At 32.8% G+C, this 25166-nt stretch carries 16 protein-coding genes, 1 tRNA gene and 1 riboswitch; of the genes, 7 read left to right on the top strand and 10 right to left on the bottom strand.

The features are described 5' to 3' along the window. Window positions 1–4: 4 nt before the first annotated feature. Together FNB79_RS05015 and FNB79_RS05010 are read right to left on the bottom strand one after the other, a co-directional pair. Window positions 5–3190, bottom strand: a complete 3186-nt coding sequence (locus tag FNB79_RS05015) for a SusC/RagA family TonB-linked outer membrane protein (RefSeq protein WP_143380264.1) — start codon at window positions 3188–3190, stop codon at window positions 5–7. A 137-nt stretch (window positions 3191–3327) separates the two neighbouring features. After that, window positions 3328–4437, bottom strand: a complete 1110-nt coding sequence (locus tag FNB79_RS05010) for an acyltransferase family protein (protein ID WP_143380263.1) — start codon at window positions 4435–4437, stop codon at window positions 3328–3330. A 158-nt stretch (window positions 4438–4595) separates the two neighbouring features. Here FNB79_RS05010 and FNB79_RS05005 point away from each other — a divergent pair, with 158 nt between their 5' ends. Next, window positions 4596–5345, top strand: coding sequence for a DeoR/GlpR family DNA-binding transcription regulator (locus tag FNB79_RS05005; protein ID WP_143380262.1), 750 nt, complete (start codon window positions 4596–4598; stop codon window positions 5343–5345). A gap of 38 nt (window positions 5346–5383) precedes the next feature. On the opposite strand, the gene FNB79_RS05000 is transcribed toward FNB79_RS05005, so the two are convergent. From FNB79_RS05000 to FNB79_RS04985, 4 genes are all read right to left on the bottom strand, one after another. Further along, the gene (locus FNB79_RS05000; protein ID WP_143380261.1) at window positions 5384–8299 is read right to left on the bottom strand and encodes a glycoside hydrolase family 3 N-terminal domain-containing protein; all 2916 of its coding nucleotides are present in this window, start codon (window positions 8297–8299) and stop codon (window positions 5384–5386) included. A gap of 273 nt (window positions 8300–8572) precedes the next feature. Beyond that, on the bottom strand, window positions 8573–9757 hold the full coding sequence (locus FNB79_RS04995) for an exo-beta-N-acetylmuramidase NamZ family protein (protein ID WP_185967841.1): 1185 nt from the start codon (window positions 9755–9757) through the stop codon (window positions 8573–8575). 103 nt (window positions 9758–9860) lie between these two features. Continuing rightward, complete coding sequence (locus FNB79_RS04990) at window positions 9861–11207, bottom strand: RagB/SusD family nutrient uptake outer membrane protein (protein WP_143380259.1); 1347 nt, start codon at window positions 11205–11207, stop codon at window positions 9861–9863. A 24-nt stretch (window positions 11208–11231) separates the two neighbouring features. Continuing rightward, a complete protein-coding gene (locus FNB79_RS04985; protein WP_143380258.1) occupies window positions 11232–14234 on the bottom strand; it encodes a SusC/RagA family TonB-linked outer membrane protein in 3003 nt (1000 codons plus the stop codon). A 378-nt stretch (window positions 14235–14612) separates the two neighbouring features. On the opposite strand from FNB79_RS04985, the gene FNB79_RS04980 reads away from it, so the two are divergent. After that, complete coding sequence (locus FNB79_RS04980) at window positions 14613–15362, top strand: DeoR/GlpR family DNA-binding transcription regulator (RefSeq protein ID WP_143380257.1); 750 nt, start codon at window positions 14613–14615, stop codon at window positions 15360–15362. A gap of 152 nt (window positions 15363–15514) precedes the next feature. Here the strand turns inward: FNB79_RS04980 and FNB79_RS04975 are convergent, their stop codons facing one another. After that, a complete protein-coding gene (locus tag FNB79_RS04975; protein ID WP_143380256.1) occupies window positions 15515–16105 on the bottom strand; it encodes a DUF6515 family protein in 591 nt (196 codons plus the stop codon). A gap of 529 nt (window positions 16106–16634) precedes the next feature. Here FNB79_RS04975 and FNB79_RS04970 point away from each other — a divergent pair. Then, window positions 16635–17822 (top strand): pyridoxal phosphate-dependent aminotransferase, encoded by a 1188-nt coding sequence (locus FNB79_RS04970; protein ID WP_143380255.1) that lies wholly within the window; start codon window positions 16635–16637, stop codon window positions 17820–17822. Window positions 17823–17833: 11 nt separating this feature from the next. Continuing rightward, window positions 17834–18961 carry an AEC family transporter gene (locus FNB79_RS04965; RefSeq protein WP_143380254.1) on the top strand — a complete coding sequence of 376 codons (1128 nt, stop codon included), beginning with the start codon at window positions 17834–17836 and terminating at the stop codon, window positions 18959–18961. A 51-nt stretch (window positions 18962–19012) separates the two neighbouring features. Here FNB79_RS04965 and FNB79_RS04960 read toward each other — a convergent pair whose 3' ends face one another. From FNB79_RS04960 to FNB79_RS04950, 3 genes are all read right to left on the bottom strand, one after another. Continuing rightward, window positions 19013–20806, bottom strand: coding sequence for a ribonucleoside-diphosphate reductase subunit alpha (locus tag FNB79_RS04960; RefSeq protein ID WP_143380253.1), 1794 nt, complete (start codon window positions 20804–20806; stop codon window positions 19013–19015). A gap of 2 nt (window positions 20807–20808) precedes the next feature. Beyond that, window positions 20809–22083 (bottom strand): ribonucleotide-diphosphate reductase subunit beta, encoded by a 1275-nt coding sequence (locus FNB79_RS04955; RefSeq protein ID WP_143380252.1) that lies wholly within the window; start codon window positions 22081–22083, stop codon window positions 20809–20811. Between the two features lie 131 nt (window positions 22084–22214). Continuing rightward, window positions 22215–22403: riboswitch (cobalamin riboswitch) on the bottom strand. Window positions 22404–22588: 185 nt separating this feature from the next. Continuing rightward, window positions 22589–22670, bottom strand: a tRNA-Leu gene (locus FNB79_RS04950). Between the two features lie 164 nt (window positions 22671–22834). Between FNB79_RS04950 and FNB79_RS04945 the strand changes: the two genes are divergently transcribed. From FNB79_RS04945 to pth, 3 genes are all read left to right on the top strand, one after another. Then, on the top strand, window positions 22835–23770 hold the full coding sequence (locus FNB79_RS04945) for a ribose-phosphate pyrophosphokinase (protein WP_143380251.1): 936 nt from the start codon (window positions 22835–22837) through the stop codon (window positions 23768–23770). 29 nt (window positions 23771–23799) lie between these two features. Then, window positions 23800–24402, top strand: a complete 603-nt coding sequence (locus FNB79_RS04940; protein ID WP_143380250.1) for a 50S ribosomal protein L25/general stress protein Ctc — start codon at window positions 23800–23802, stop codon at window positions 24400–24402. A gap of 145 nt (window positions 24403–24547) precedes the next feature. After that, window positions 24548–25114, top strand: a complete 567-nt coding sequence (gene pth / locus FNB79_RS04935) for an aminoacyl-tRNA hydrolase (protein WP_246073331.1) — start codon at window positions 24548–24550, stop codon at window positions 25112–25114. Window positions 25115–25166 lie beyond the last annotated feature (52 nt).

Here is a 25166-nt window from a genome sequence, read left to right as displayed (position 1 = left end):
TTTTTTAAAATTTAATATTTACAGAAAAACCTAAACTTTGGGTTGAAGGCACTCCAAAACGCTCTATACCTTGTGAGTTAAGATTATTTAAAGAAGCTTCTGGATCGACATTATCTATAACTTTATAGATGTAAAATAAGTTTCTAGCTATTAAAGAAAATCGTAGTTCGTTTATAAAAACACTAGACAAAATATCTTTAGACATGTTATACGATAAACTTAACTCTCTAAATTTCACAAAATCTGTACTGTATACAAATTCTTCTGCTATACCTGCACTTTCGGCACCAATATATCCATAGAAAAATCTTAAATTTTCTGGAGCCACTGTAGTAGAAAACAACTCACCAGTTTCGCTATCTGCACCAGAAACTACTAACCCGTCTTCACGTCCTCTTAAAGTTTTCTTATGCAACCCTCTCATCATTAATTCTCTGTTTGTACCAGAATGCACACTACCACCAAACTTAGCATCGACTAAGAAGCTTAAAGACACATTTTTATATTTAAATGAATTATGAAATCCTAATGTATATGGTGCTACACCTTGACCTAATATTTTGTTTTCACCCTGTACAGGTTTAGGAATACTACCCGTATTATCGTAAACAATATTACCATCATTATCTCTCTCATAAGAAGACCCATATATTACACCATAATTTTCGCCAACTATATGTGCAATAATTGCTGTTCCAGAACGCGACTCACTTCCGTCTACGTTAATAGAGGTATTTTCATCGTCTGTATGTACAATTTCACTATCATTATACCCCATGTTAAAAGATGTATTCCAAGAGAAATGTTCTGTTTGTACTGGTGTTCCTCGAATTAAAAATTCTACACCTTTATTAGATAACTCACCAATATTTAATATTGCAGATGAATATCCTGAAGCTTCTGAAGCAGATGCTGTAACAATATCATTTGTGGTTTTATTACTATAATATGCAAAATCGATTCCTAAGCGGTTATTAAAGAAATTAGACTCTAATCCAAATTCATATTCTGTTTTTTGAAATGGGGTTAAATCTGGATTAGGTATAGAGGTACTGTTTATCGCACCGTAAGATTGCCCTTGAAAAGAACCAGATATGGCGTAATCTAAATTAAGTGAATACGCATCACTTGCACCACCAGCTACTTGTGCATAACTTGCTCTAACTTTAGTATAATTAAATGCATCTGGTAATGTTAACAAATCGCTTAACAACAAACTACTACTTAAAGACCAATAAAAATCGTTATTAGGTGTATCTTTCCCTGGATAAGATAAGGTTGAAAACCAGTCGTTTCTTCCTGTAAATGTTAGGTATAAAAACTTTTCGTAATCTAACTCTACAGAACCATAAAGAGAATTTGTTTTTGTTTTATAATAACTGTTTGTTGGAACAGGTAAAGTAGTATTATTTAAATCTTCTAAACCTTCAACAATAAAATTATATCCTGTTGCAGATAATTGCTCAAAAGTATTTGTTCTTGAATTTGCACCAAAAATAGAGTTAGAAGATATTTTACTTGTAATTGGTCTTTCAATTCCAACCATAAGATCTGAATTTACAGATGTATACGTAGACTTACTTTGCGTCATCTGTCCTGCAGGTTGATACGCTGTTCCAAATGGCGTAACATTTGTTCTAGACAAATCATAAGTATCTATACCTGCTCTTCCTAATATATACAACCAATCTGTTACATCGTATTGCAACACTGTAGAACCTGTAAATCTATTTTTCTGATCATCATTATTAAAATTGTTAACTACCCAATATGGATTTGTAATAAATTCACTTGGTTGAAATGAAAGTTCTGTACCATCTTCATTAGATCCAGGTTTAAGATCATTAATATCCAAACTTCCTGGTAAAACATAAGCAACAGTATTGGCATTACCAGGTGTATCTCCTAAATTAATACGATTGTGAGTCTTCTCAATCATATATTTTGCATTGATTGTTGACGTTAATTTAGGATTGATTTTAGCAGAAGCATTTAAAGAAAATGATTTTCTATTTAAAGTCGTACCTGGAAAAATATCTTTATTATCTAAATTAGTCATAGAAAAGCGGTAATTATATCCATCTCCACCTTTGGTTAATGCTAATGTGTTTACTGCCGTTGTACCAGTATCGTAAAATTTATCTAAATTACTTCCTTGATAAGAATATGGTCTTTTTTCACCATCCCAATTATACACTAACGAACCATCCATTAATGCTCCCCAAGATTGTAATGTGTAGGCATAAGAATCGTTAATAGCATCTTCTTCACTCATCTCTATTGCATTTCCATTATCATCGTATTCATAACCAGGCTTTAAATTATTTACACCTTGTCCATATTTCGTTTGCATATCTTGCAAGCCTGTATTTATTCTATCAAAAGTAAAAGAGCTTGAATATTCTACCCCTAAGCCAGTTTGTCCTTTACCGGATTTAGTTGTAATCATAATAACACCATTAGAGGCTAAAGAGCCATATAAAGCTGCCGCAGAACTCCCTTTTAACACAGATACAGATTCAATATCGTCTGGATTTATAGACGATATATCGTCTCCTCCATCTCCGGTTCCATCATTTGTTGGACCAACCACAGAACTACTTGTATTATTAATAATAGGTATTCCATCTACAACATATAAAGGCTGGTTATCTCCTGTTAAAGAACTTGCCCCACGAATAACCACTCTACTAGAAGACGAAGCCCCTCCACTACCAGTAGAAATATTTACCCCTGCAACTTTTCCTTGTAAAGAATTTACTGCACTTACAGTTTTAACTTCTGCAATATCATCACCTCCAACTTTAGTTATAGAGTACCCTAAAGATTTTTTTTCACGTTTAATCCCTAAGGCAGTAACTACAACCTCATCTAAACTTGTGGCATCTTCTTCCATAGCAAGATTTATAGTTTGATCTCCACCTGTTAATTGAATAGAAACAGATTTAAACCCCATAAAACTAAATTTAAGTGTTTTGCCTGCTGTAGCATCTGCTTGAATTGAGAAATTTCCATCAAAATCGGTTATAGCCCCCTTAGATGTTCCCTCAATTACAACACTAACCCCGGCCAAAGGCATATCTGCCCCCTTCTCTGCAACATTACCAGATACCGTTACTAATTGCGCAAACGCACTCTGCGCAAAAAACAACACCACAATAGTGATCAATTGAATACAATAATTTTTCATATTAGCTATTATTTAAGTTATTGCACTAAATGTAGAAAAATTATGCAATAAAATTGCAGTTTTACATTAAAAAACTGCAAGTTTTAACACTTAAACCTGAAAAAAAGCACAAATACATTAATAAAACACTTAAACAGCTATATTTTTACGAATATTTTATTCTTATAAAGTACAAAGCAGATAAACCAAAATAATATGATGTGTACTAAAGCAAAGAGTAAGGAACCGTTCATGTTTCCAGCAAAATCTGCAAAAATATGTTCATATAAATATTTATACCCAGAAATTTTTTCACCATGTGCTCCAGCAGGAACCTGAATTAAATAACTTATAGTTTTTACATATAAACCCGAAAACACAAAAATAAATAAAGGATTGGTCCCAAAATGCACAAACGGTTTAAACCATTTACCGTAACCTTTATAATCTATAATTAGCAAGAGAGCAGCTAATAATAATATGGCCAAACCCGCTGTATAAAGCACATAAGAGCTAGTCCATAATGCTTTGTTAATAGGAAAAACAAAATTCCAAGCAACTCCCATTAATACAAGCACAAATCCTAATAAACATAGTTTTCTTATTTTAAACAGTAAAGATTCATGTTCACTAACAACCCCGCCAATTAAATACCCAAGTATTACCGTGCCTATAGCAGGTATAGCAGACAACAATCCTTCTGGATCAAACGGAATCCCAAAGCCTTTATAGATATGATTCTCTCCAACTAAAAACAAATCAAACGCTCTTACTACATTATCCTGCAACGTATAAGGATTGGTTTCTGCTCCAAAATACAATAACCCCCAATAACCAAGCAAAATACCGCATAACACATAAATTAATGTCTGTTTGCTAAAAGCTAAACACAATATTGCTGCAACACCATAGGCAATTGCAATACGCTGTAACACACCATAAATTCTTACGTTCTCGACATCGAAAAACGGAAATAAATTAAGAAATAAACCTAATAAGAAAATTATAACGGCTCTTCTTATCACTTTTAAAACCAAACCTTTAGATACCTTTGAGTTATATTTAGAAAAAGAAAACCAAACAGACACCCCTACAATAAATAGAAAGAAAGGAAAAACTAAATCTGTTGGTGTACACCCATGCCAGTCCGCATGCCTTAGTGGTGAATACACATAACTCCAACTCCCTGGAGTGTTAACTAGAATCATAAATGAAATAGTTATGCCCCTTAACACATCTAATGCTACAAGTCTATTTGAAGTATTCATATCTTATAAAAGCTTATTAAAATTAGCACATCCTTTCAAATATATTCAATTCTAAAAACAAAATGCCTGTTTTGTGTTTTAAAATTGCAAAAAATTGCATATATTAAACTATAAATTCGCAAGAGAATTTTATTAATATTATTTTTGAAAAAAAATTCATGAAGAAAAAAGAGAGGCATCGAAAACTAATCGATCAAATAAGCATAAACCGAAAAGTAAGTTCTCGTTTTTTATCTGAAACGCTTGATGTTTCTGAAGACACTATAAGACGAGATATAAAAGAACTTCATGAAAAAGGGCTAATAACAAAAGTTCACGGCGGAGCCATGTCAAATGTTCAAAAACTCTATCATTATAATGAAGATGTAATTTACAACAGAGAAAATAAAATTACAATTGCTCAAAAAGCCAGCACACTTATACATAACAATATGGTTATTATTATTAGTGGTGGCACAACAAATTTAATGCTTGCCAAACTACTTCCTAAACATTTAAAACTTACAGTTTACACTTACAGCCTTCCTATTGCTATGCAACTGACAGAACACCCTTTAGTAGAAACCATTTTTATTGGCGGAAAAATTCACAAAAATTCCATGGTTACCATAGGTATAGATGTTATTCAATTCTTATCTAACATTAGGGCTCATCTTTGCTTTATGGGAGTAAGTGGTTTAGATTTACAAACAGGAGTTACAGATGAAGGTTACGAAGTCTCGCTAATAAAAAAAGCAATGATAAAAGCTGCAGACCACATTGTGTACCTTACAACATCTAACAAATTAAATTTAAGACAAGGGTATGATGTATGCAATTTAAAAGATATTGATACGGTTGTTACAGAACTAGACATTAAAAACACGCAACTCAATGCTTATATATCTGCCGGCGTTAACTTATTATAATAAATAGTTTTAACCTATTACCTGCATAACAACACTAATTATTCCACAATAGCTTCATAAATTATATCATGAATACGTGTTCTAATATTTTGGTCTGCAATTTTATTATTTGCCATCGTTGGATAAACTCTGTTAGACAGAAACACATATAATATCCCTGTATCCGGATCTGCCCAAGTGTATGTTCCTGTAAAACCCGAATGACCAAAACTGTTTTTTGAAGCATATTTACTACTTGCCTGAACTTTAGGATTTAATTGTGGCTTATCAAAACCTAAACCACGCCGTACACTATCTGTCTCAAAATATCTATGGTTAAATTTATGTAGTGTTTTCGACTCGTAATAACGTTTACCGCCATAATAACCATCTTGTAAATACATTTGCATCATTTTAGCAATATCGTTAGAATTACCAAATAAGCCTGCATTACCACTAACACCATCCATCATTGCCGCACCCATATCATGTACATATCCCTGAAGCAGTTGCCCTCTAAAATAGTCATCAATTTCTGTAGGTGCAATCCTAGATTTTTCAAAGGTATTTAAAGGTCTATAGGTTAGAGTAGTCGCACCTAAAGGCGCATAAAATGTTTTTGCATTTAAAACATCCATCTCTTCACCATAAGTATCTTTTATATACTTTTTAAATAAATAAAAGAGTAAACCACTATACTTATAACCCGACGTTTGTTCTTGTGGTGCTACAGCTATTTTATGGTAAATAGAATCTGGATATGTATTTAACAAATACATATCTTCTGCAACCTTAATTGAAAATGTATTTGTTTTAGTCTTGCTATAATAGGTACTAAAAGGTGTTTTAGTAAGTGTATCTATAGTTTCTAAATAATACGGAATCCAAGGTTTTATTTTTGCATTATGAGATAAGGCTGCTTTAAGCGTTATAGTATCTTTATTAGACCCTTTTAAATAAGGTAAGATCTCACCAAGTGTATTATTTAAATTTAACAATCCAAGTTCTTCACTTTTCATAATCATAGGTAAACCACCTAATATTTTAGTAACCGAAGCCAAATCATAAAGATCTGTAACCTTCACTTTCTGTTTCTTGTTATACGTCTGAAATCCAAAACTTTTATGATATACCACTTTACCATATCTAGCCACTAGTACCTGACCCCCAGGAGCCACGGTAGAGTCTACAACCATTTTTGTAATAGAATCTATTTTAGAAAGCATATTACTATCCATATCTACCTCTTCCGAAATTGCATAAGACAACCTTAATAAATTAGGTGTTGTTATACCTGTACCTACAGGAAAAGTATTATGGATAGACACAGGCAATTTCCCTTTAATTTCTAAAGCACCAAAAATCATTTGTGCAGAAATTTCTTGAGACACTTCACTATTTTGATATGAGACCATTACAGCATCTATATTAGAAAAATCAGAAATTTTTAAAAGCGAATACGGACTCGCAAAAACATCTAATATCACCTTATTATGTTTTGAAATTTCTTGTATCCAAGTCAATTCTTTACTTGTCATTTTATAACTTTTCCAAGGTGATGCATTTGACTTATGAAACCCGATAATTACAGTATTATAAGCTTTCAGCTTTTTCAATAATCCTTCAAGAGTTTTACCTGTAACTACATCTATTTCTGTATATTTTTTTAGAGTACTAACAAAAGGCTTAGCGTTTGCATCACCTAGTTTTACATATGCTATTTTAGATGCAACTAAATCTTTTACAGGAAGTGCCTCATTTTTATTTTTAACAAGTGTTACTGCCTCTTTCATTAAAGACCTGTACAGTACTTTATCTTCTGCAGTAATAATATCGGCCTGTATATCATTTTCTTTAATTGGAGTATATGTATGTAAGCCTGCCCAATATTTAGCATTTAATATTTTTCTAACAGACGCATTTAAACGCGGCATGGTAATGACATTATTTTTTAACGCCTCTTTTAATTTTAATACAGCTGCGCTTATATTTTCGGGAATAAGCAACATATCGTTTCCCGCCATAAATGCTGCCAAATCTATATCTCCAGGTTGTGCGTAATTTGATGCACCTTTCATATTTAATGCATCTGTAAATATTAAACCCTTAAACCCCATCTTTTCCTTTAAAAGCTTAGTCACCACATTATAAGAAATAGACGTGGGCACACCAGCCTTAGACTCTAAAGCAGGCACATTTAAATGCGCAATCATTACGCTTGCTAAATCTGTTTTAAACATTTGTTTATACGGATAAAGCTCTATTGAATCTAAACGATTCAAGCTAAAATCTAAATAAGGTAAAGTTTTATGAGAGTCTGTTGCCGTATCTCCATGCCCCGGAAAGTGCTTTGCATTAGCTAAAACACCTACACTTTGCATGCCTTTAACAAATGCTACTGCTTTTTCTGTAACATTAAATTTATCTTCTCCAAATGAACGATTTCCAATAATTGGATTTTCAGGATTTGTATTAATATCTACCACGGGCGCAAAATTAATATGAATTCCTACACGCTTACTGTGCTCTCCCAATCGGGTCCCAAATTGCTCAATTAACTTATTATTTTGCACAGCACCCAAAGTCATATTCCAAGGGTATCGAAATGTATGTTTTAATCTCATATCTAAGCCCCATTCCCCATCAAATCCAATTAACAACGGAATGTGAGATGTAGACTGATATATATTAGTAAGCTTAACTTGTTTTTCAGGTGTCCCTTGCATAAAAATAAGACCTCCTATTTGAAACTCTTCAATTAGTTTTTTTATATACTTGGTATGTGTTTCATCTCTATTAGAATAAGCTTGAACCATAAAAAGCTGACCAATTTTTTGATCTACGCTTAACGTATTAAGTATACTATCTACCCATTTTTTTTGACCTTTAGTATTTAACGTTTGTAAAGGTTCAAGTGCTTGTCCAAAAGCAGACACACACAGCAAAAAGACAAATGCTATAATTAGTTTTTTCATTAAAATTTAGTTTACCCCGAACTTATTTGACTTGTTTATTCTTAACCTAATCTTGTTTTGGAATCTAATACACTAATACAATCATTAATCCAACTACCAACGCAAGCTAAAAAGATCATTTATCCTTAAATATACTAATGAAAACAGAGACCATACGTCCAAACTATAATATTATTATTTGCACGCTTTTTTTAAGACACATTAAACTCTTAAAAACACATTAAAAACCAACAAATTATAGCTTTGAAAATGCATAATTAGTTTTGTACAGTATTAATAAATTTTAATAGCGTTCCATAGAGAGTTATAACTATCGAGAGTTTCAAGCGCATCTAAGGCTTCAAGAGCTTCGTTATTTTCAATCCAATGCCTTAATTTATCGGTTCCGTTAATAATATCTATGGGTTTTTGGTGATAATTATATTCGTAAGGAGGCGCTTTCCATTCAAAATCATCTTCTAAATAATGGTAAAGTTCTCGCATTAATAACTGCCCAACACGCCACGGTTTATAGATAGATTTGTCTGTAACATGTATTTGAATACCACCACAAACTTTACCTCCTTGTTTTTGAAATGTAGGCAGAAAAGTAATTGGCCTGAGCGCTACACCTTGCAGTTTTGAAGCTTTTAAAGCTTTAAAAAGCACACTGTCACAAAACGAAAAAGGTTCTATCTTTGGATGTCCCACAACTTCTAATGACTGTGTTGTGCCACGTCCTTCACTTAATGTAGTTCCCTCAAATAAGACGGTTGCAGGAAATGTATACGCACTTTCTATTCTTGCTAAATTTGGTGAAGGCAACAACCAAGGCAACTGAGTATCTTCATAAAACATACTACGCTCCCAATTTAACATTTTTATGACCTTTAAATTCGCCTTTGTTTTAACCCAAAATTTCTGATGCATTAAAGCCACCTCTCCTATAGTCAATCCGTGACGAAAAGGGATAGGATGTCTTCCAACAAAAGATTCATAATTAGCATCTAAAATATTACCTTCTATATCTATTCCATTTATAGGATTTGGACGATCTAAAACGACAACTTCAATAGGTTTAGAAGCACATCTTTCTAACACATACGTTAAAGTATAGATATAAGCATACACCCTACAGCCCACATCTTGCAAATCGACAAACAAATGATCTATCCCTTCCAACATCTTATCTGTAGGAATTCGTGTTTCGGAATACAACGAATAGACTGGAATATTAAAAAATGGATGTATAATATGGTCTGTTTCAATCATATTATCTTGAACATCTGTAGAGAACCCATGCTGTGGTCCAAACAATTTTACAAATCGATCTCCAAACATATGCTTAAACCGTATAGCAGCATGCGTATATGTTGAATCTATTGAGGCATTGTGGCATAGTAGCGCCACATTTCCTTTAAATGTATTTTGAAGCGTTGTATTGCCCAACAACACATCTAAACCAGTTTGTACTTTCATAATTTACATCATTAAACAACCCGCTTTACTAAAGTTTAGAAAGGGCAACATTACTGTTACCCTTAATAAAGTCAACTAAACAAATAAAACAAACTTAATGTTTTTAAATAGTTGGGTCATCAGGGGTATTAGGGTTATTTTCTCGCTCTGTACTTGGGTAAGGATAATAATTTCTATTACGCTCGTTGGTTGTATTTGCTTCTAAAGGCACATCAAAATCTGGATGAAAACGTTTACTATCTGCAAACCTTAATCCTGTTAAAAACAATTCTGCTCCTCTATTAATGTATATTTCTTCTAAAATTGCATCTACATCGCTTTCGTCTCCTGTCCAAGCTGGAAGATTTGCGTTTACACCTAGTGGATCATTCGTTTTTTGTCTTACTAGATTTAACTGAGTTACAGCATTATCTAATTGGTTTAATCTGGCATAAGCCTCGGCTTTATTAAGCATCATTTCTCCAGGAAGATAAATTGGAATTGGAGCCGTACTAGAATCAAAAAAACCTAACATTTCACTTAAAGCTTGTCCGCCTGCATCTTCGTTAGCAAAACCAGCATCTGCTCCTAAATAAAAATCTAGCCTACCATCACCTTCTTCCGGAAGATAGTCCCCCGTTAACCCAAAATTAGATTGCGGATTTAAATCAGCAGAATTAACAGTTCTATTCCAAATTGGATTTTCGTTATTTGCATCGTAAACCCACATTGAGTTTGTAGAATCACTACTATTTAAAACAGCGTCTGCAGATACAATTGAAGCTTCATAATTTCCTGCCATTAATTGATATCTAGACAAAAAAGCATTAATTGTTTTTTCTAAACTAATATCAGACCACAGTACAGACGACTCAAAATCTTCAGACATGGGTTCTGACGCTAACATATCTCTTGCATCTTCTAATAATAGAATACATTCTGCTAGCACTGCATCTCGATCACTAAAAACAGCCGCACCATCTGCAGAATTATCTATGGGCACTTGCTCAAACATTTCAATTAACGACCCTAGACACATTGCTTTAATTAAATTACCATAGGCTAAAAGCCCGCTTTTTGTACCTGAGGTTAACTCTACCGTATTAGCACCATCAATTAAAGATTCTGCCATCCCTTTTGCTTTTAATAAATAGGTCCAAGGGTTGGTAATCCCACCACTTTCTGAAGGCAATTCGGCACCACCTTTTGCCAATTCATTAATATTTAAAAAGGTATTTGTTACTCCCAATTCTCTTGTAGTAATTCCTGGCGCTTCAATAACTTGTCTTAAAGCCGTTACAGAATAATATTGTCTAATTCCTGTAGCTAATGCAAAAAGTCCGTCTTTAGTTCCTAATACGACATCTTCTGTAGGGTTGTTTGGGTTCTCAAAATCAGTCTCGCATGCTGTAAACAAGCTACTACTCACTAGAATAACTCCAACTATTGTATATAATTTTATATTTTTCATATTCTAAATATTTTTAATTTACACTTAAAAAGTAGCAACTACACCAAATTTAAACACTCTAGGTATTGGCACTAGTCCCATAACACCTCCACGAGAACCGTTACTTTGTCCATCCATATTAACTTCTGGATCGTATCCAGAGTAATTATCTATCGAGAATAAATTACGTCCAGTAATTGTAAACTTAACACTATCTACACCTTCTAAAGGATTTTTTAATAAATACGAAGTAGATAACTCACGAAGTTTTATATAAGATCCATCTTCTATATAAGATTCTGCTATATTAAAATTAGCAGCTCCAGTACCTCTAACACTCTCGCCTCTTAATTCTTTTGCAGTTTGCTCACCGCCCCCAAATTGATAGAACATACGGGTATCCCAACTTAGTAAATCTCCACCTTGAACGGCATCAAATTGCATTCTAAAAGAAAAGTTTTTATATTGAAACTCATTAGTTAATGACGCTATAAAGTCTGGATTTGGATCTCCAATAACTTTACTTAAATTAGACCCTGTTGGCTGCCCTGAAGCATCTCTCTCTGCCACAGGATTTCCGTCCTCATCATAATATCCTTTTTCTCTTTGCGGAAGCCCTCCTTCTGTTAACAGTAAACTACCATCTTCGTTTCTAGCATAATACCCTTGATAAAACACACCTAAAGCCTCACCATTTTTGGCAACAGAGAATCCAAAATTACCTATACCAAATTGCTCACCTTCAATATCATTTACTTCATTTTTATTGGTAGAAAATGTACCTGTAACCGTCCAGCTAAAATCGTTAGTTTGTATAGGTGTTGCTGTAATTAAAGCTTCAAAACCTCTGTTAGACATTGTTCCTACATTTTCAAGTCTTGAACCAAAACCTGTTGAAGGCGACAATGTTCTTGCCAATAACAAATCTTCAATATCTTGCTTGTAATAAGTAAGCTCCACCCCAACTCGGTTATTAAACAACCCCATATCAATACCAAATTCTAATTCTGTTTGCCTTTCTGGACTCAGATCTGTATTCCCCAATTCCGATGGCGCCACCAAACCAGAAGTACCATCGATACTAACTGCTGAATAATTTGACAACCTATCGAAAGGGCCAATAGCCGTTAAATTTCCAGCCTGACCCCAAGCAGCTCTAACCTTAAAACTATTAAGTGTACTGCCAAAAGTATTATCCCAAAAATCTTCTTTTGAAATTAAATAAGACATACTTGCCTTAGGGTACCATTGATTTCTTTCATCTTCCCCAAAAACCGAAGACCCATCTAGCCTAATTGCTCCAGTAATAAATAATTTATCATCTAAACCAAAAGTTTGTTGCAAAAATCCACCCCAAAAGCTGCGTTCACTTCTACTTTCATTAGTTGAAATTGAAGCCGCCCCATTAGTAGTTTTAACACCCAAAGCTAAACCAGTTCCTGAAATAGAACTTGAGTTTGTTTCGTCGGCTTGCCATGTAAATCCAGTAGTAGTTGTAGAAGTCAAAAATTCATTAATATCAAAATTATAAGACCCATTTAAGTCGCTATTAAATTGTGTTGTTCTTATAGTTGAAGTACTTGCACTACCTAACTCTATAGTTGTAGTCCCTATAGGGATGTATGTATTACCTGTTGTTTCAGAATTGTCGTACCCTGCTATATAACTCACTTTCAAGCCTTCTACAGGTGTTAACGTAATTTGTAAATCACTTATATTTCGATTACTTTTTTGATTAAAATCGAAAGTCTCTATATACTCCAAAATATTAGGATAAAAAGTCATGGTTGGATAGTCACCATTTTCATCTGGTCTAGGATCAATAGTGTTGTTAGTAAACAAAATGGTAGGCAAAATCCCTGCAACATAACCACCATTTGGCTGATCCTGACTTTTACTTGTTGAAAAATAGGTACCAAAGGATGCAGATATCCAATCGTTAATAACCTGATTAACTCTAATTCTACCAGATTGTCTTTGGTAATCGGTACTTTTTAAGATCCCTTCATTTTTTAAATAAGAGAACGATCCAAAATAGTTTGTATTTCCTTTTCCTCCAGACATAGACACATAATTATCTGTACCAGTAGAATTCTGAAACACCATATCTTGATAATCATATCGTGTTACCGGAACCTTATCTAATACAGTGATATCTGATGAAGCCCAATCATAAGGCTCGTCATTATAATCACGTTTTTTTCTTAACGAATTAAAGTTTACACTCGACGACAGTGTAATTACAGGCTCTCCAGATTGTCCTTTTTTAGTAAAAATTTGAACCACACCATTACTAGCTCTAGATCCATATATTGCTGCGGCAGCAGCTCCTTTTATAACTTCTACACGATCTATATCTTGCGGACTAATATCTGACATTCTGTTTTGAACCACACTTGTGGTACCTAATACATCTGTAGAATTGTTATTTACAATAACACCATCTATAATATATAAAGGGTCTGAACTTCCATTAACCGTACTAGAACTTCTTAACCTTACACTTATTCCTCCTGCTGGATCTCCTGAGTTTTGAGACACTTGAATTCCTGCTAATTTCCCTGAAAGTGCTCCTGTAATATCTACAGAACCAGACTCCGAAATCTCACCTCCTTTTATACTAGAAATCGTATTACCAAGTTGTCTTTTTGAAGTCAATGCACCTGCACCTGTAATAACAACCTGATCTAAACCTAAGATATCCATAGTCATTTCTACATCTTTAACAATTTCTGTTTGATTTGCTAAAGTTAAATTCACCTCCTGAGTTGTCAATCCTAATAACCTAAATACCAATGTATAATTACCTGGCTCTAAACTTACATTCAATTCGTAATTTCCATCAAAATCAGTTATAGCCCCCTGATTAGTATTTTTTAGTTGCACGGTTACACCTGTTGCAGGAGTACCTAAATTGTCTATTACACTACCTTTAATAGTATAAAGTGTTTGGCTTTGTAAGCCAAATCCAAACAACATGAAGAGCAAAAAGCTAAACATAAATTTGGTTCTCTTAAATAAAGAAAAGAGGTTGTACGTTTTTTTCATAAGGATTGCAGTATTAGTTATTGACTAAAACTACAAAATATATCAATAAAAATGCAATTAAATTGCAAAATAATGCAAGTTTTAATAACAAAAACAGGAAAAGCGTATGAAAATACTAAAGAACAACACTAAAAGCTGTTTTATTGTGAATTATTTATTTTTTCATTAAAAAATTTAATTAAAAAAAGACTATAAGCCTATAAACATTACCCTCTCCACACATTTTATTAAAAAACTAAAGCCTAAAAAAACACTAATTTTAGCTATAAGACATAATTATTTTTAAATAAACGCATATATTTATATTAAAAAGAGCAAAATATTGCTTATTTTAAAATCCCCCTAAATGCTACTTTAATTTAATTTTGAAAAATATTTATGAAGAAAAAAGAGAGACAACAAAAAGTAATTGACGAAGTAAGCATAAACCGTAAGGTTAGCTCTAGTTTCTTATCTGAAAAACTTGAAGTTTCTGAAGACACTATAAGAAGAGACATTAAAGAACTACACGACAAAGGTCTTATTACTAAAGTACACGGCGGAGCCATATCTAACATACAAAAACTTTATCATTACAATGAAGATATAATATACAACAGAGAAAATAAAATTCGCATTGCGCAAAAGGCTATTTCTTTAATTGAAGATAATATGGTTATTATTATTAGCGGTGGAACAACAAATTTAATGCTTGCCAAACTACTGCCCAAAAACTTAAAACTTACTGTTTACACTTACAGTTTGCCACTTGCAATGCAATTAACAGAACATCCTTTAGTAGAAACCATCTTTATTGGTGGCAAAATTTACAGAAGCTCGATGGTTACAATTGGTATAGATGTTATCCAATATTTATCTAACATTAGAGCAAACATTTGTTTTATGGGTGTAAGCGGATTAGACTTAGAAACCGGTATAACAGATGAAGGCTACGAAGTTTCTTTAATTAAAAAAGCCATGATAAACGCATCAGAACACATTGTTTACTTAACGACATCTAACAAACTAAATCTTAGACAAGGATATGATGTATGCAGTTTAAAACAAATAGATACTATAGTAACAGACTTAGATATTGATGCTCCAGAACTTAGCCCATACATTTCTGCTGGTTTAAACATCTTATAAGAAAAATCGGGTATTAAACATAAGACTCCATTTAAATAAGCCGTATTTATTAAATATTTTTTATTAACCTCCCACAAAATCTAGATATACAATCAAAAAAAAAAAAATACCGAAGATGTCTCTCCGATATTTTTATAACTATACAATTTTAATTATTCGATATCAATTATACCAACCACTTCGTAAGCTCTCGTTCCATCAACTTGAATTTTTTCATATAAAATGTTACCATATTCATAATAAGATAAACCGTCTATAACTACTTTTTCATAATCTTCTGGTAAACTATATACTATCGTACCTATTTCTGGCTCTACTACCTCATACTGATTATTTATTTCTATATAAAATGTACCATTTACATTATAATAATCTCTAGAGTTATATCTAATTTTAGTATAATTATTAGGTAACACTCTCACTCTAAATCCAATTTTAGGAGGAATAACAACAAAACTACCTCTAGATTGCGCATAAAACTTATTGTTAGAATAATAATAATTCTCTCCATTATGATTAATCACTGTTTTATTAGGAATAGACCTTACAGATGTTACTTTATGAGAATTCTTCTTATAAGTCACTTTACTACTAGGCACTCTATAATTTGATTTTTTAGTTGACACTGTAGTTTTTGTAGTTTTTCCTTTAGAAGAATTTGATCGGTTTTGAGAAAATCCCTGAACAGAAATAGCCAACATAAACAGTATTGGCATTAAATAAATTTTAATAAATGATTTCATATGTATTAAGATTTTTTAAGTTAAACGTCTTTATCTATTAGACCTCAAATTCATATAATGGTTTAGCACATTTTAACAACTAATAAAAACATTAACATAAATACGATATAGATAGCACTCTTTATTTGCACCTCAACACACACATCGTTAATATTTTAGTTACAAATACATGTAAAAATACCTAAATTACCTCTAACTTTTTTTAACATAATTACAGTTATGTTTTAAAATTATAATTAAAGCGTTAAGCTTCAAGTTTTACAAGTAAAGCTTCAGGTAGCATCACTAGTTTTTGCCTTTAAAAACACGTGTAAACACCCTATTTTAGTTACACAAATGAATTCTATTTAAAGCTATTCAATTAAAAATTTCATAATTAAATATTGATTTAAACCGCAAATATCTAATATTTATTAAATATTCAATTAAATTCATAATTAACCATTTTATTAATTACTAAAAACAAATTTTAACACATTAAAACTAATTAAAACGCTAATTTTAGTAGAAAAATAAAGATTTATCAAAAATGAGTTCATCACAAATTAGCAGAAGAAACTGGTTAAAAAGAGGGAGTTTAACAATGGCAGGTTTAGCTTTTATGCCTTCAGAAATTTGGGCAAAATCTGTAGAAATAGCCCAGCAAAATAATTCAACATATATTTTTAACACCTCTAGTACATTTAACGAGTTTACTCCTCCTATTACAGATGAAACAAAACTTAAAGCAAGGCTTTTAGCTAACGAAAACCCGTATGGTCCACCACCATTAGCCGCTAAAGCTTTTCAAGACGAGGTGTTTACAGGTAACCGTTATGGTTGGGAAACACTAAAAACTTTAATTGAGATGATTGCCAAAAAAGAAGGAGTCACTCCAGAAAACATTTTAATGGCACCAGGATCTTCAGACATACTTGAAAAAGTAGCCATGGTATTTTTTCAAAAAGGAGGAGATGTAATTAGCGCAGACCCTAGTTATATGTCTTTAATAAATGTGTCTAAATCTGTTGGCGGACAATGGAAATCTTATAAACTTTTAAAAGATTCTCAGCACGATTTAAAATCTATGGAAGCCGCTATTGATGTAGATACTAAGTTAGTATACATCTGTAACCCCAATAACCCAACAGGATCTATTACAAATGCTAAAGATTTAAAAGCATTTTGTAGTCGTGCGTCTGAAAAAGTACCTGTTTTTGTAGATGAAGCATATATAGATCTATCTGACAACGGGTTAACGGACAGTATGGTTGATTTAGTTGCACAAGGAAAAGATGTAATGGTGGCTCGTACATTTTCAAAAATACACGGTATGGCAGGCTTACGTATAGGTTACTTAGTTGCACAACCTGAAACACTAGAACGTATAAATGCAATTACACGTGGCGGAATGGGAATTACCGGACCATCTATTATGGCTGCAACAACGAGCTTACAAGGCAAAGAGTTTTTAGATATGTCTAAAACTAAGATTGCAGAAGCGCGACAATACACTAAAGCATTTTTAGATAAAAAAGGCCTACCCTACTTGCCATCTCAAACCAATTTTATAATTTTTGAAATCCCAACTGATGGAAAAGCATTTTTAAAAGAAATGTACAGCAAAGGGATAGGCGTAAAAGCTTTTAATTTCTGGGACAAAAATTGGTGCCGTGTAAGCATAGGAACTATGGATGAAATGAAATTATTCACCGAAGCCTTAGACCAAGTTATATAAGTCATTAAATTATGTCAGAAGCACATGTAAAAGCATTATCATTTATTACATTTATCCTGTTAGGCTTTCTAATAAAAAAGAAATTTACTTCTAAGGATGAAACTAATGGATTAAAAAAAATAATTCTTTTATTGGCATTACCGGCTACAATTTTTATAGCATTATTACAAATAAATTTAAACACAGAACTTTTAATTTTACCAGTTATAGCATTGGTGTTTAATGGGTTTTTATACCTTATAACACCGTTACTATTACACGTTATAGGTATAACAGATACAGCTACTAAAAATACAGCAAAACTATTACTACCCTCTTTAGCACCTGGTCTATCTTGCTTTCCATTTATATTAGAGTTTCTAGGACCTCAATATTTAGGTAAAGCTGCTATGGCCGATTTGGGAAATAAATTTTTTGTATTATTTGTACTCTATATTATTGCAGTTTCGTGGTATTACAAAAACCAAACAAGCAAATCCGAACCTATAAGCACAAAACTTAAAGCTCTAGGCAAAGTAATGCTTTTAGAGCCTGTAAACATCTTTATATGTATTGCACTAATTTTTGTATTTTCAGGAATACACATGGCTAACTTACCGCTTTTTATTCAGGATAACTTAACCCGACTAAGTGGTATTATGACACCATTAGTGCTTTTATTTATAGGGCTTGCTGTAGTTATAAAGAAAAAACAAATTGCTCAGATATTCTCATTATTAATGTTGAAAAATGGTGTTACACTTTTAATCATAGGATGTTTAATTACCGTAGCACCAATTTTTGATTCTAAAGACATTTTATTAATACTCGTATTTGGATTAAGCGCTTGCAGCTTTTGGCCATTTGCACACATTTCTAGTATTGCAACTAAAGAAATAGACGCCCCTACACACAAAAGCACATTTAATGTAGATTTTGCACTGTCTATTTTAGCACTTTCACTACCCCTTTCTGTACTCCTAATTTTAAGTATATTTACTGCCGGTAACACTTTTACTAAAGCTCCAAACATTCTTATTTTTGGATGTATTATACTAAGTCTAGGTCTAATTGTTCCAGCGTTTAACATCTTAAAAAAAGGAAAAACATTAAACGCTAGTTTTAGTAAACTTGCAAATACCTTGGTAAAAAATAGATAATAAAAAAACCTCATATTTTCATATGAGGTTTTAAATACAATTTAATTTGCTTTAAGCTTCACAGCTTGCACAATCTTTTTTCTGTTTAAATTTCTGAGCAGCATTCATACTGTGCTGATAATACAATGACTTTAAACCAAGTTTCCATGCATTTATATGAATTTTATTAATCTCTTTAGTAGGCATATCTGGATGCACAATAATGTTTAGAGATTGCCCTTGATCAATATGATTTTGTCTATTTGCAGCTTGGTAAATAATATCCATTTGATCTATTTCTGAATAGGTTTTAAAAACCGCTTTCTCATGATCAGACAAAAACTCTAGATGCTGAACAGATCCATCTCTGCTTCGGATATCATTCCATACCTCATGCGTATTCATACCTTTATCCTCCAATAGATTTACCAAATACGGATTCTTAATTGTGGTTTTTATTTTAGCAATATCCTTAACATAAATATTAGACCAAATAGGCTCTATACCCTGAGAAACTTGACCTAAAATAAATGCTGAAGATGTGGTTGGCGCAATAGCATTAAGCGTTGTATTTCGTCTACCATAACCTTTAAGTATTTTTGGCTCTCCAAATGCCTTTGCCAAAGCTTCTGAAGCTACATACGAGCGCTCTTTTATAGTCTTGAATATTTCACTATTTAAATTATAAGCCTCTTGACTATCGAAAGCTAACGACTTAGACTGTAATAAAGAATGCCACCCTAATACGCCTAATCCTAAAGCTCTATTTTCTTTAGCAAAATTATAAGCACGCTCCATAAATAAAAACGTTTGTCGATCTGCTCTATCTTCAGAATCTCTATAAAGCTCTAATTTTTCAATAAATTCAGTAATTACGGCATCTAAAAAGTATACCATAGTTTCTACAGCATCTGTATCTTTCCATTGATCGTAGTTCAATAAATTAATACTAGACAACACGCAAACAAACGACCAGTTTTCATTTGAAGGCAGCATAATTTCTGTACACAAATTACTCGCATAAATTGGGTGATTTTTATCTTTATAAACATCAACAGTACCTTGGTTTGCATTGTCTGTAAATAAAACATATGGATACCCCATTTCTCCACGACTTTGTAATACTTTTGCCCACACTGTACGTTTCTCTACATCGCCATCAATCATCTCTTGCATCCAAGTATTAGTAACCGTAACTCCATGTGTAAGCTCTTGTATTGCATTACCTTCGGAACCTATCTCTAGAAATTCCATAATATCTTTATGATCTATTGGTAAATACGGTGAAAAACGACCACGACGAACAGATCCCTGACTTACTACATCTACCATAGATTCAAACAAACGCATAATATGCACCGCACCTGAAGCTGTACCATTATTTTTTACAGCAGCACCTCTGTGACGAATTTTTCCAAAATAACCAGAAGTTCCACCACCTAGTTTAGACATCATTCCGATTTCGGATTGGGTATACAAAATGTTCCCCATATCATCATCTACATGCGAACCAAAACAACTAATTGGTAATCCGCGTTTTTTTCCAAAATTAGACCATACAGGAGAAGCTAACGAGTAAAATCCTTGAGCCATATACTTATAAAATTTATCGCTAAAGCCTGGCATGTTTAAAATATCCTGAGCTCGATCTGCTATCTCACGTATACGTTCTTCTGGCTTTACACCTTCTGTTAGATATCCTGACTCTAAAAATTTACGGCTATTTTCATTTAACCATGCAAAATCTTCATGGTCTTTAACGCCATTTTTAGAGGCTAAGGCTGCATGTCTTGCATCTACCAAATTTTGAGTATTATTAGTCTCTGAAGGTGTTACTGTATCTGTATTATAAGTATTGTTTTTCATCTTTAAAATAAGTCGTCACTAGTTATACTTTGCACTCGTTTACTATAATTTATTGATCTTTTTACGAAAAAATCGCCGTGTTTTGTTCCTATAATTTCATCGTCAAACCATTCGGTTTGCGCTAATAGTTTTTGGTCAACGTCAAATATTTTTTTAATTCCTATACTTTCAAGAGAGTTATTAAATCTGTTTTTAATAAATTCATTAATTACATTTTTAGGAATAAAATCTAATTCACCTGCTTCAAAAATCCAATCTATAATTCTACTCTCAGAAGCATATGCTTCTTCACAAAGTTGCTGTATCATTATTTCATAATTTTCATCAAACCATTCAGGATGCTCGTCTTTTATAATATTGATAATATCGATACCAAAATCGCCATGAATTTGTTCTTCTTTAGAAGTCGCCTCTACGACATTAGAGATTCCTTTAAGCATATTTTTATGCTTATTAAATGCCATGATAATTAAAAACTGGGAAAACAAAGATACATGCTCTATAAACAGAGAGAACAACAATACAGACTCTGCATATTCTTCATTATTTTCACTTTTAGCATTTTTTAAAGCAATTTCCAAATACTGGACACGCTTCATTATAGCCGGCTTTTTTTTAAGTTCCTCAAACTCACTATTTAAACCTAAGATCTCTAATAAATGTGAATATGCATCATGATGCCTAACTTCGCTTTCCGCAAAAGTAGCACCTACAGACCCTATTTCTGGTTTAGGCATACGATGATAGATGTCTCCCCAAAATGTTTTTACGGCAACTTCAATTTGAGAGATAGCCAACATAGTGTTTTTAATAGCACTCTGCTCTACATCTGTTAGCGCCGATTTAAAATCCTGGATATCACTTGTAAAATTAAATTCTGTATGAATCCAATAAGAATGTCTAATAGCAGGCACATATTCATACAACTGCGGATATTCATAAGGTTTTAAATTAATGCGTTTTTCAAAAATATTACTCTTTCTGCTTAAGGTTTGGTTATTTCTGTAAATAATATAAGCTTTAGCAACATCATGGAATTCGCTATGCATTAATTTTTGTTCTACAATATCCTGCACTTCTTCTACTGTAGGCACATAATCATCATCATGCGCTTTACGTATAAGCAATTCATTATAGACCTCTTTTGCTATTAAAGCAGCATCGTCACTAGTTCCATGTTTAACCGCAGACATTGCTTTAGTAACAGCACCAGTAATTTTGTCTAAATTAAAAGGTTTAGATTTAAAATTTCGCTTAACAATTTGTAATATTTCCATGGTTTTCCCTATTATATTATTTTAGAAATTTGGTGTTTTAAGCTAACATGGAAGAAATAAAAATGTACTACCAGAGTTATATCATGGTAAAAGCAGACTTTTAATTCCAGCTCCAATCCCCGAAAGCTTACTGAATTTATGTTGTAATGGCAGGTCTTCTGACTTACTCCATCCACCTTGTCTTCCCATTCATAAGAAAAGTGACACCTTAGTAGGTTTCAGATAATGAGCATACAGCTGCGGGACAGTACCGGAATTGCACCGGATTCCCTTTTAATAACAAGCACATAAACTTGCTAACCACAAAACAATTAAACTGAGTGTAAATTTATTTACTATTTGTAATGCTAACACTGTTTCTAAAAAATATTTGTCACCAAATTTTTATTAAAAATGTTAATAACATTTTGAGAGTTATTTTAAAAACTATTGCCTAGATGTTTAATAAAAACAGAAACAGTACAAAAAAAATCCTTGTCAATCAACAGATTAACAAGGATTACAGTACTCAAGGTGGGAATCGAACCCACACTCCCGAAAGAACTGGATTTTGAATCCAGCGCGTCTACCAATTCCGCCACTTGAGCTTAAATAGAGAGCTTATCGTCTAAGAAGCTGCAAAAATAATTCATTTTTAGTTAAACTTCCTAAAAATAGAGCACATATTTCTTCTCTAGTTAAAATAAAAGCCTAAATTTGCACGGAATTTAAAAACCAGTAGTGTTTAACACTAATAAACAACACGTTACATATGCCTTTAACTGAAGCTAAAATATTTACCTGTGAACAAAGCAGAGAATTAGCCGAGAAAATTGCAGCATCCTATGGTACTAAACTAGGAAATGTAATTACTTCTACATATAGCGATGGCGAATTTCAGCCATCTTATGAAGAGTCTATAAGAGGAACTCGTATATTTATTATTGGCTCAACACATCCTGGTCCAAAAAATTTAATGGAAATGTTGTTAATGATTGATGCCGCTAAACGTGCATCTGCAAGACACATTACCGCTGTACTACCCTATTTTGGTTGGGCAAGACAAGACCGTAAAGATAAACCTAGAGTTCCTATTGCAGCAAAACTAGTTGCTAAAATGCTAGAAACGGCTGGAGCTACTCGTATTATTACTATGGACTTACATGCCGACCAAATTCAAGGATTTTTTGAAAAACCTGTCGATCACCTTTTTGCCTCTACAATCTTTTTACCATATTTAAAATCTTTAAACTTAGAGAATTTAACTATTGCCTCTCCAGATATGGGAGGGTCTAAACGTGCTTACGCTTACGCTAAAGCTTTAGAGAGTGATGTTGTAATTTGCTATAAGCAACGTGCAAAAGCCAATGTAATTTCTTACATGGAATTAATTGGAGATGTAACAGGAAAAAATGTGGTGCTAGTTGATGATATGGTAGATACTGCTGGAACACTAACTAAAGCAGCAGATTTAATGATGGAACGTGGTGCTTTAAGCGTTAGAGCTATTTGTACACACCCTATTTTATCTGGCGACGCTTACCAAAAATTAAAAAATTCTAAACTTGAAGAATTAATAGTAACAGACTCTATTCCTTTAACACAACAAAGTGACAAGGTAAGAGTACTTACTTGTGCTGATTTATTTTCTGCTGTAATGCAAAATGTACATTACAACAAATCTATCAGTTCTAAATTTGTCATGTAAATACAATTTAATACTTAATATAAATAAAAATGAAATCAATTACAATCAACGGATCTCTAAGAGAAAGCGTGGGCAAGAAAGCTACAAAAGCCTTACGTAATGCTGGTCAGGTTCCTTGCGTATTATACGGAGGAGATAAACCAGTTCATTTTACAGCAGAAGAATTGGCATTCTCTAAACTTGTATACACACCAAATGCGCATACAGTTGTAATTTCTTTAGCTAGCGGAGAAACTTTTAATGCAATCATGCAAGACATTCAGTTTCACCCAGTAACAGACAAAATTTTACACGTAGATTTCTATCAATTATTCGATAATAAAGAAATCTCTATGGATATTCCTGTATCTTTTATAGGAAACTCTCGTGGTGTTAAAAATGGTGGTGTATTACGTAAAAACAAACGTAGTTTAAGAGTTAAAGCACTTCCTGCTAACTTGCCAGATTTTATTGAAGCAGACATTACGCCTCTTAAAATTGGTGGTAAATTATACATTACTACTTTAGAAAATGAAGCTTACAAATTCATGCACCCAGATAACACTGTAGTATGTCAAGTAAGACGTTCTAGAGCTGCAATTATCGAAGACGATGATGAAGATGAAGAAACTGAAGCAACTGCTGAAGCTTAGTCTTTAGTTAATCTTTAAATATTTAAAAGCATTCTGTATATTCAGGATGCTTTTTTTATTTTAGCACAAATTTAAATTTGATATGTTCTCGTTTATTAAATCTTTTTTTAATCCTAAACCGTCGAACATAGACCCTAGAGACGCTATGAAAAAATTTTTAATTGTTGGCCTTGGTAATATTGGTGACACATACGAAAATACCCGCCACAACATTGGCTTTAAAATACTAGACCATTTAGCAAAAGAAGAACACCTTACTTTCGAAACACAGAAATTAGGAGATTTAGCAACTTATAAATTTAAAGGCAGGACGTTTATTCTTCTAAAACCAAGCACCTTTATGAATTTAAGTGGAAAAGCTGTACAATATTGGATGACAAAAGAAAATATTTCGCTAGAAAACGTCTTAATAATTACAGATGATCTAAACCTAGATTTTGGTAGCATACGATTAAAAACAAAAGGTAGCGATGGTGGCCATAATGGCTTAAAAGATATTCAGGCTAAATTAAACACCACCCAATACAATAGATTTAGGTTTGGCATTAGTGATGCTTTTAGTAAAGGCAGACAAATAGATTATGTACTTGGCGAATGGACCATTGAAGAAAACGAAAAATTGCCAGAACGATTAGACAAATCTATAGCGCTTATAAAATCTTTCGGAACTGCAGGTATTAATAATACCATGAATACCTTTAACGGCAAATAATTATTATCCATTAACTTTTCGTTTACATAAAAAAAAGTACGAAGCCCTCATT

The organism is Formosa sediminum (genome assembly GCF_007197735.1).
Taxonomy (GTDB): Bacteria; Bacteroidota; Bacteroidia; order Flavobacteriales; family Flavobacteriaceae; genus Formosa; species Formosa sediminum.
This window is presented reverse-complemented; position numbering and strand designations above follow the sequence as displayed.

Coding starts and splice junctions, on each gene's coding strand:
- FNB79_RS05010 (WP_143380263.1), bottom strand. CDS start 4,437: ATGAATACTTCAAATAGACTTGTAGCATTAGATGTGTTAAGGGGCATA.
- FNB79_RS04975 (WP_143380256.1), bottom strand. CDS start 16,105: ATGAAATCATTTATTAAAATTTATTTAATGCCAATACTGTTTATGTTG.
- FNB79_RS04965 (WP_143380254.1), top strand. CDS start 17,834: ATGTCAGAAGCACATGTAAAAGCATTATCATTTATTACATTTATCCTG.
- FNB79_RS05015 (WP_143380264.1), bottom strand. CDS start 3,190: ATGAAAAATTATTGTATTCAATTGATCACTATTGTGGTGTTGTTTTTT.
- FNB79_RS04940 (WP_143380250.1), top strand. CDS start 23,800: ATGAAATCAATTACAATCAACGGATCTCTAAGAGAAAGCGTGGGCAAG.
- FNB79_RS04980 (WP_143380257.1), top strand. CDS start 14,613: ATGAAGAAAAAAGAGAGACAACAAAAAGTAATTGACGAAGTAAGCATA.
- FNB79_RS04960 (WP_143380253.1), bottom strand. CDS start 20,806: ATGAAAAACAATACTTATAATACAGATACAGTAACACCTTCAGAGACT.
- FNB79_RS05000 (WP_143380261.1), bottom strand. CDS start 8,299: ATGAAAAAACTAATTATAGCATTTGTCTTTTTGCTGTGTGTGTCTGCT.
- FNB79_RS04955 (WP_143380252.1), bottom strand. CDS start 22,083: ATGGAAATATTACAAATTGTTAAGCGAAATTTTAAATCTAAACCTTTT.
- pth (WP_246073331.1), top strand. CDS start 24,548: ATGAAAAAATTTTTAATTGTTGGCCTTGGTAATATTGGTGACACATAC.
- FNB79_RS04945 (WP_143380251.1), top strand. CDS start 22,835: ATGCCTTTAACTGAAGCTAAAATATTTACCTGTGAACAAAGCAGAGAA.
- FNB79_RS04990 (WP_143380259.1), bottom strand. CDS start 11,207: ATGAAAAATATAAAATTATATACAATAGTTGGAGTTATTCTAGTGAGT.
- FNB79_RS05005 (WP_143380262.1), top strand. CDS start 4,596: ATGAAGAAAAAAGAGAGGCATCGAAAACTAATCGATCAAATAAGCATA.
- FNB79_RS04985 (WP_143380258.1), bottom strand. CDS start 14,234: ATGAAAAAAACGTACAACCTCTTTTCTTTATTTAAGAGAACCAAATTT.
- FNB79_RS04995 (WP_185967841.1), bottom strand. CDS start 9,757: ATGAAAGTACAAACTGGTTTAGATGTGTTGTTGGGCAATACAACGCTT.
- FNB79_RS04970 (WP_143380255.1), top strand. CDS start 16,635: ATGAGTTCATCACAAATTAGCAGAAGAAACTGGTTAAAAAGAGGGAGT.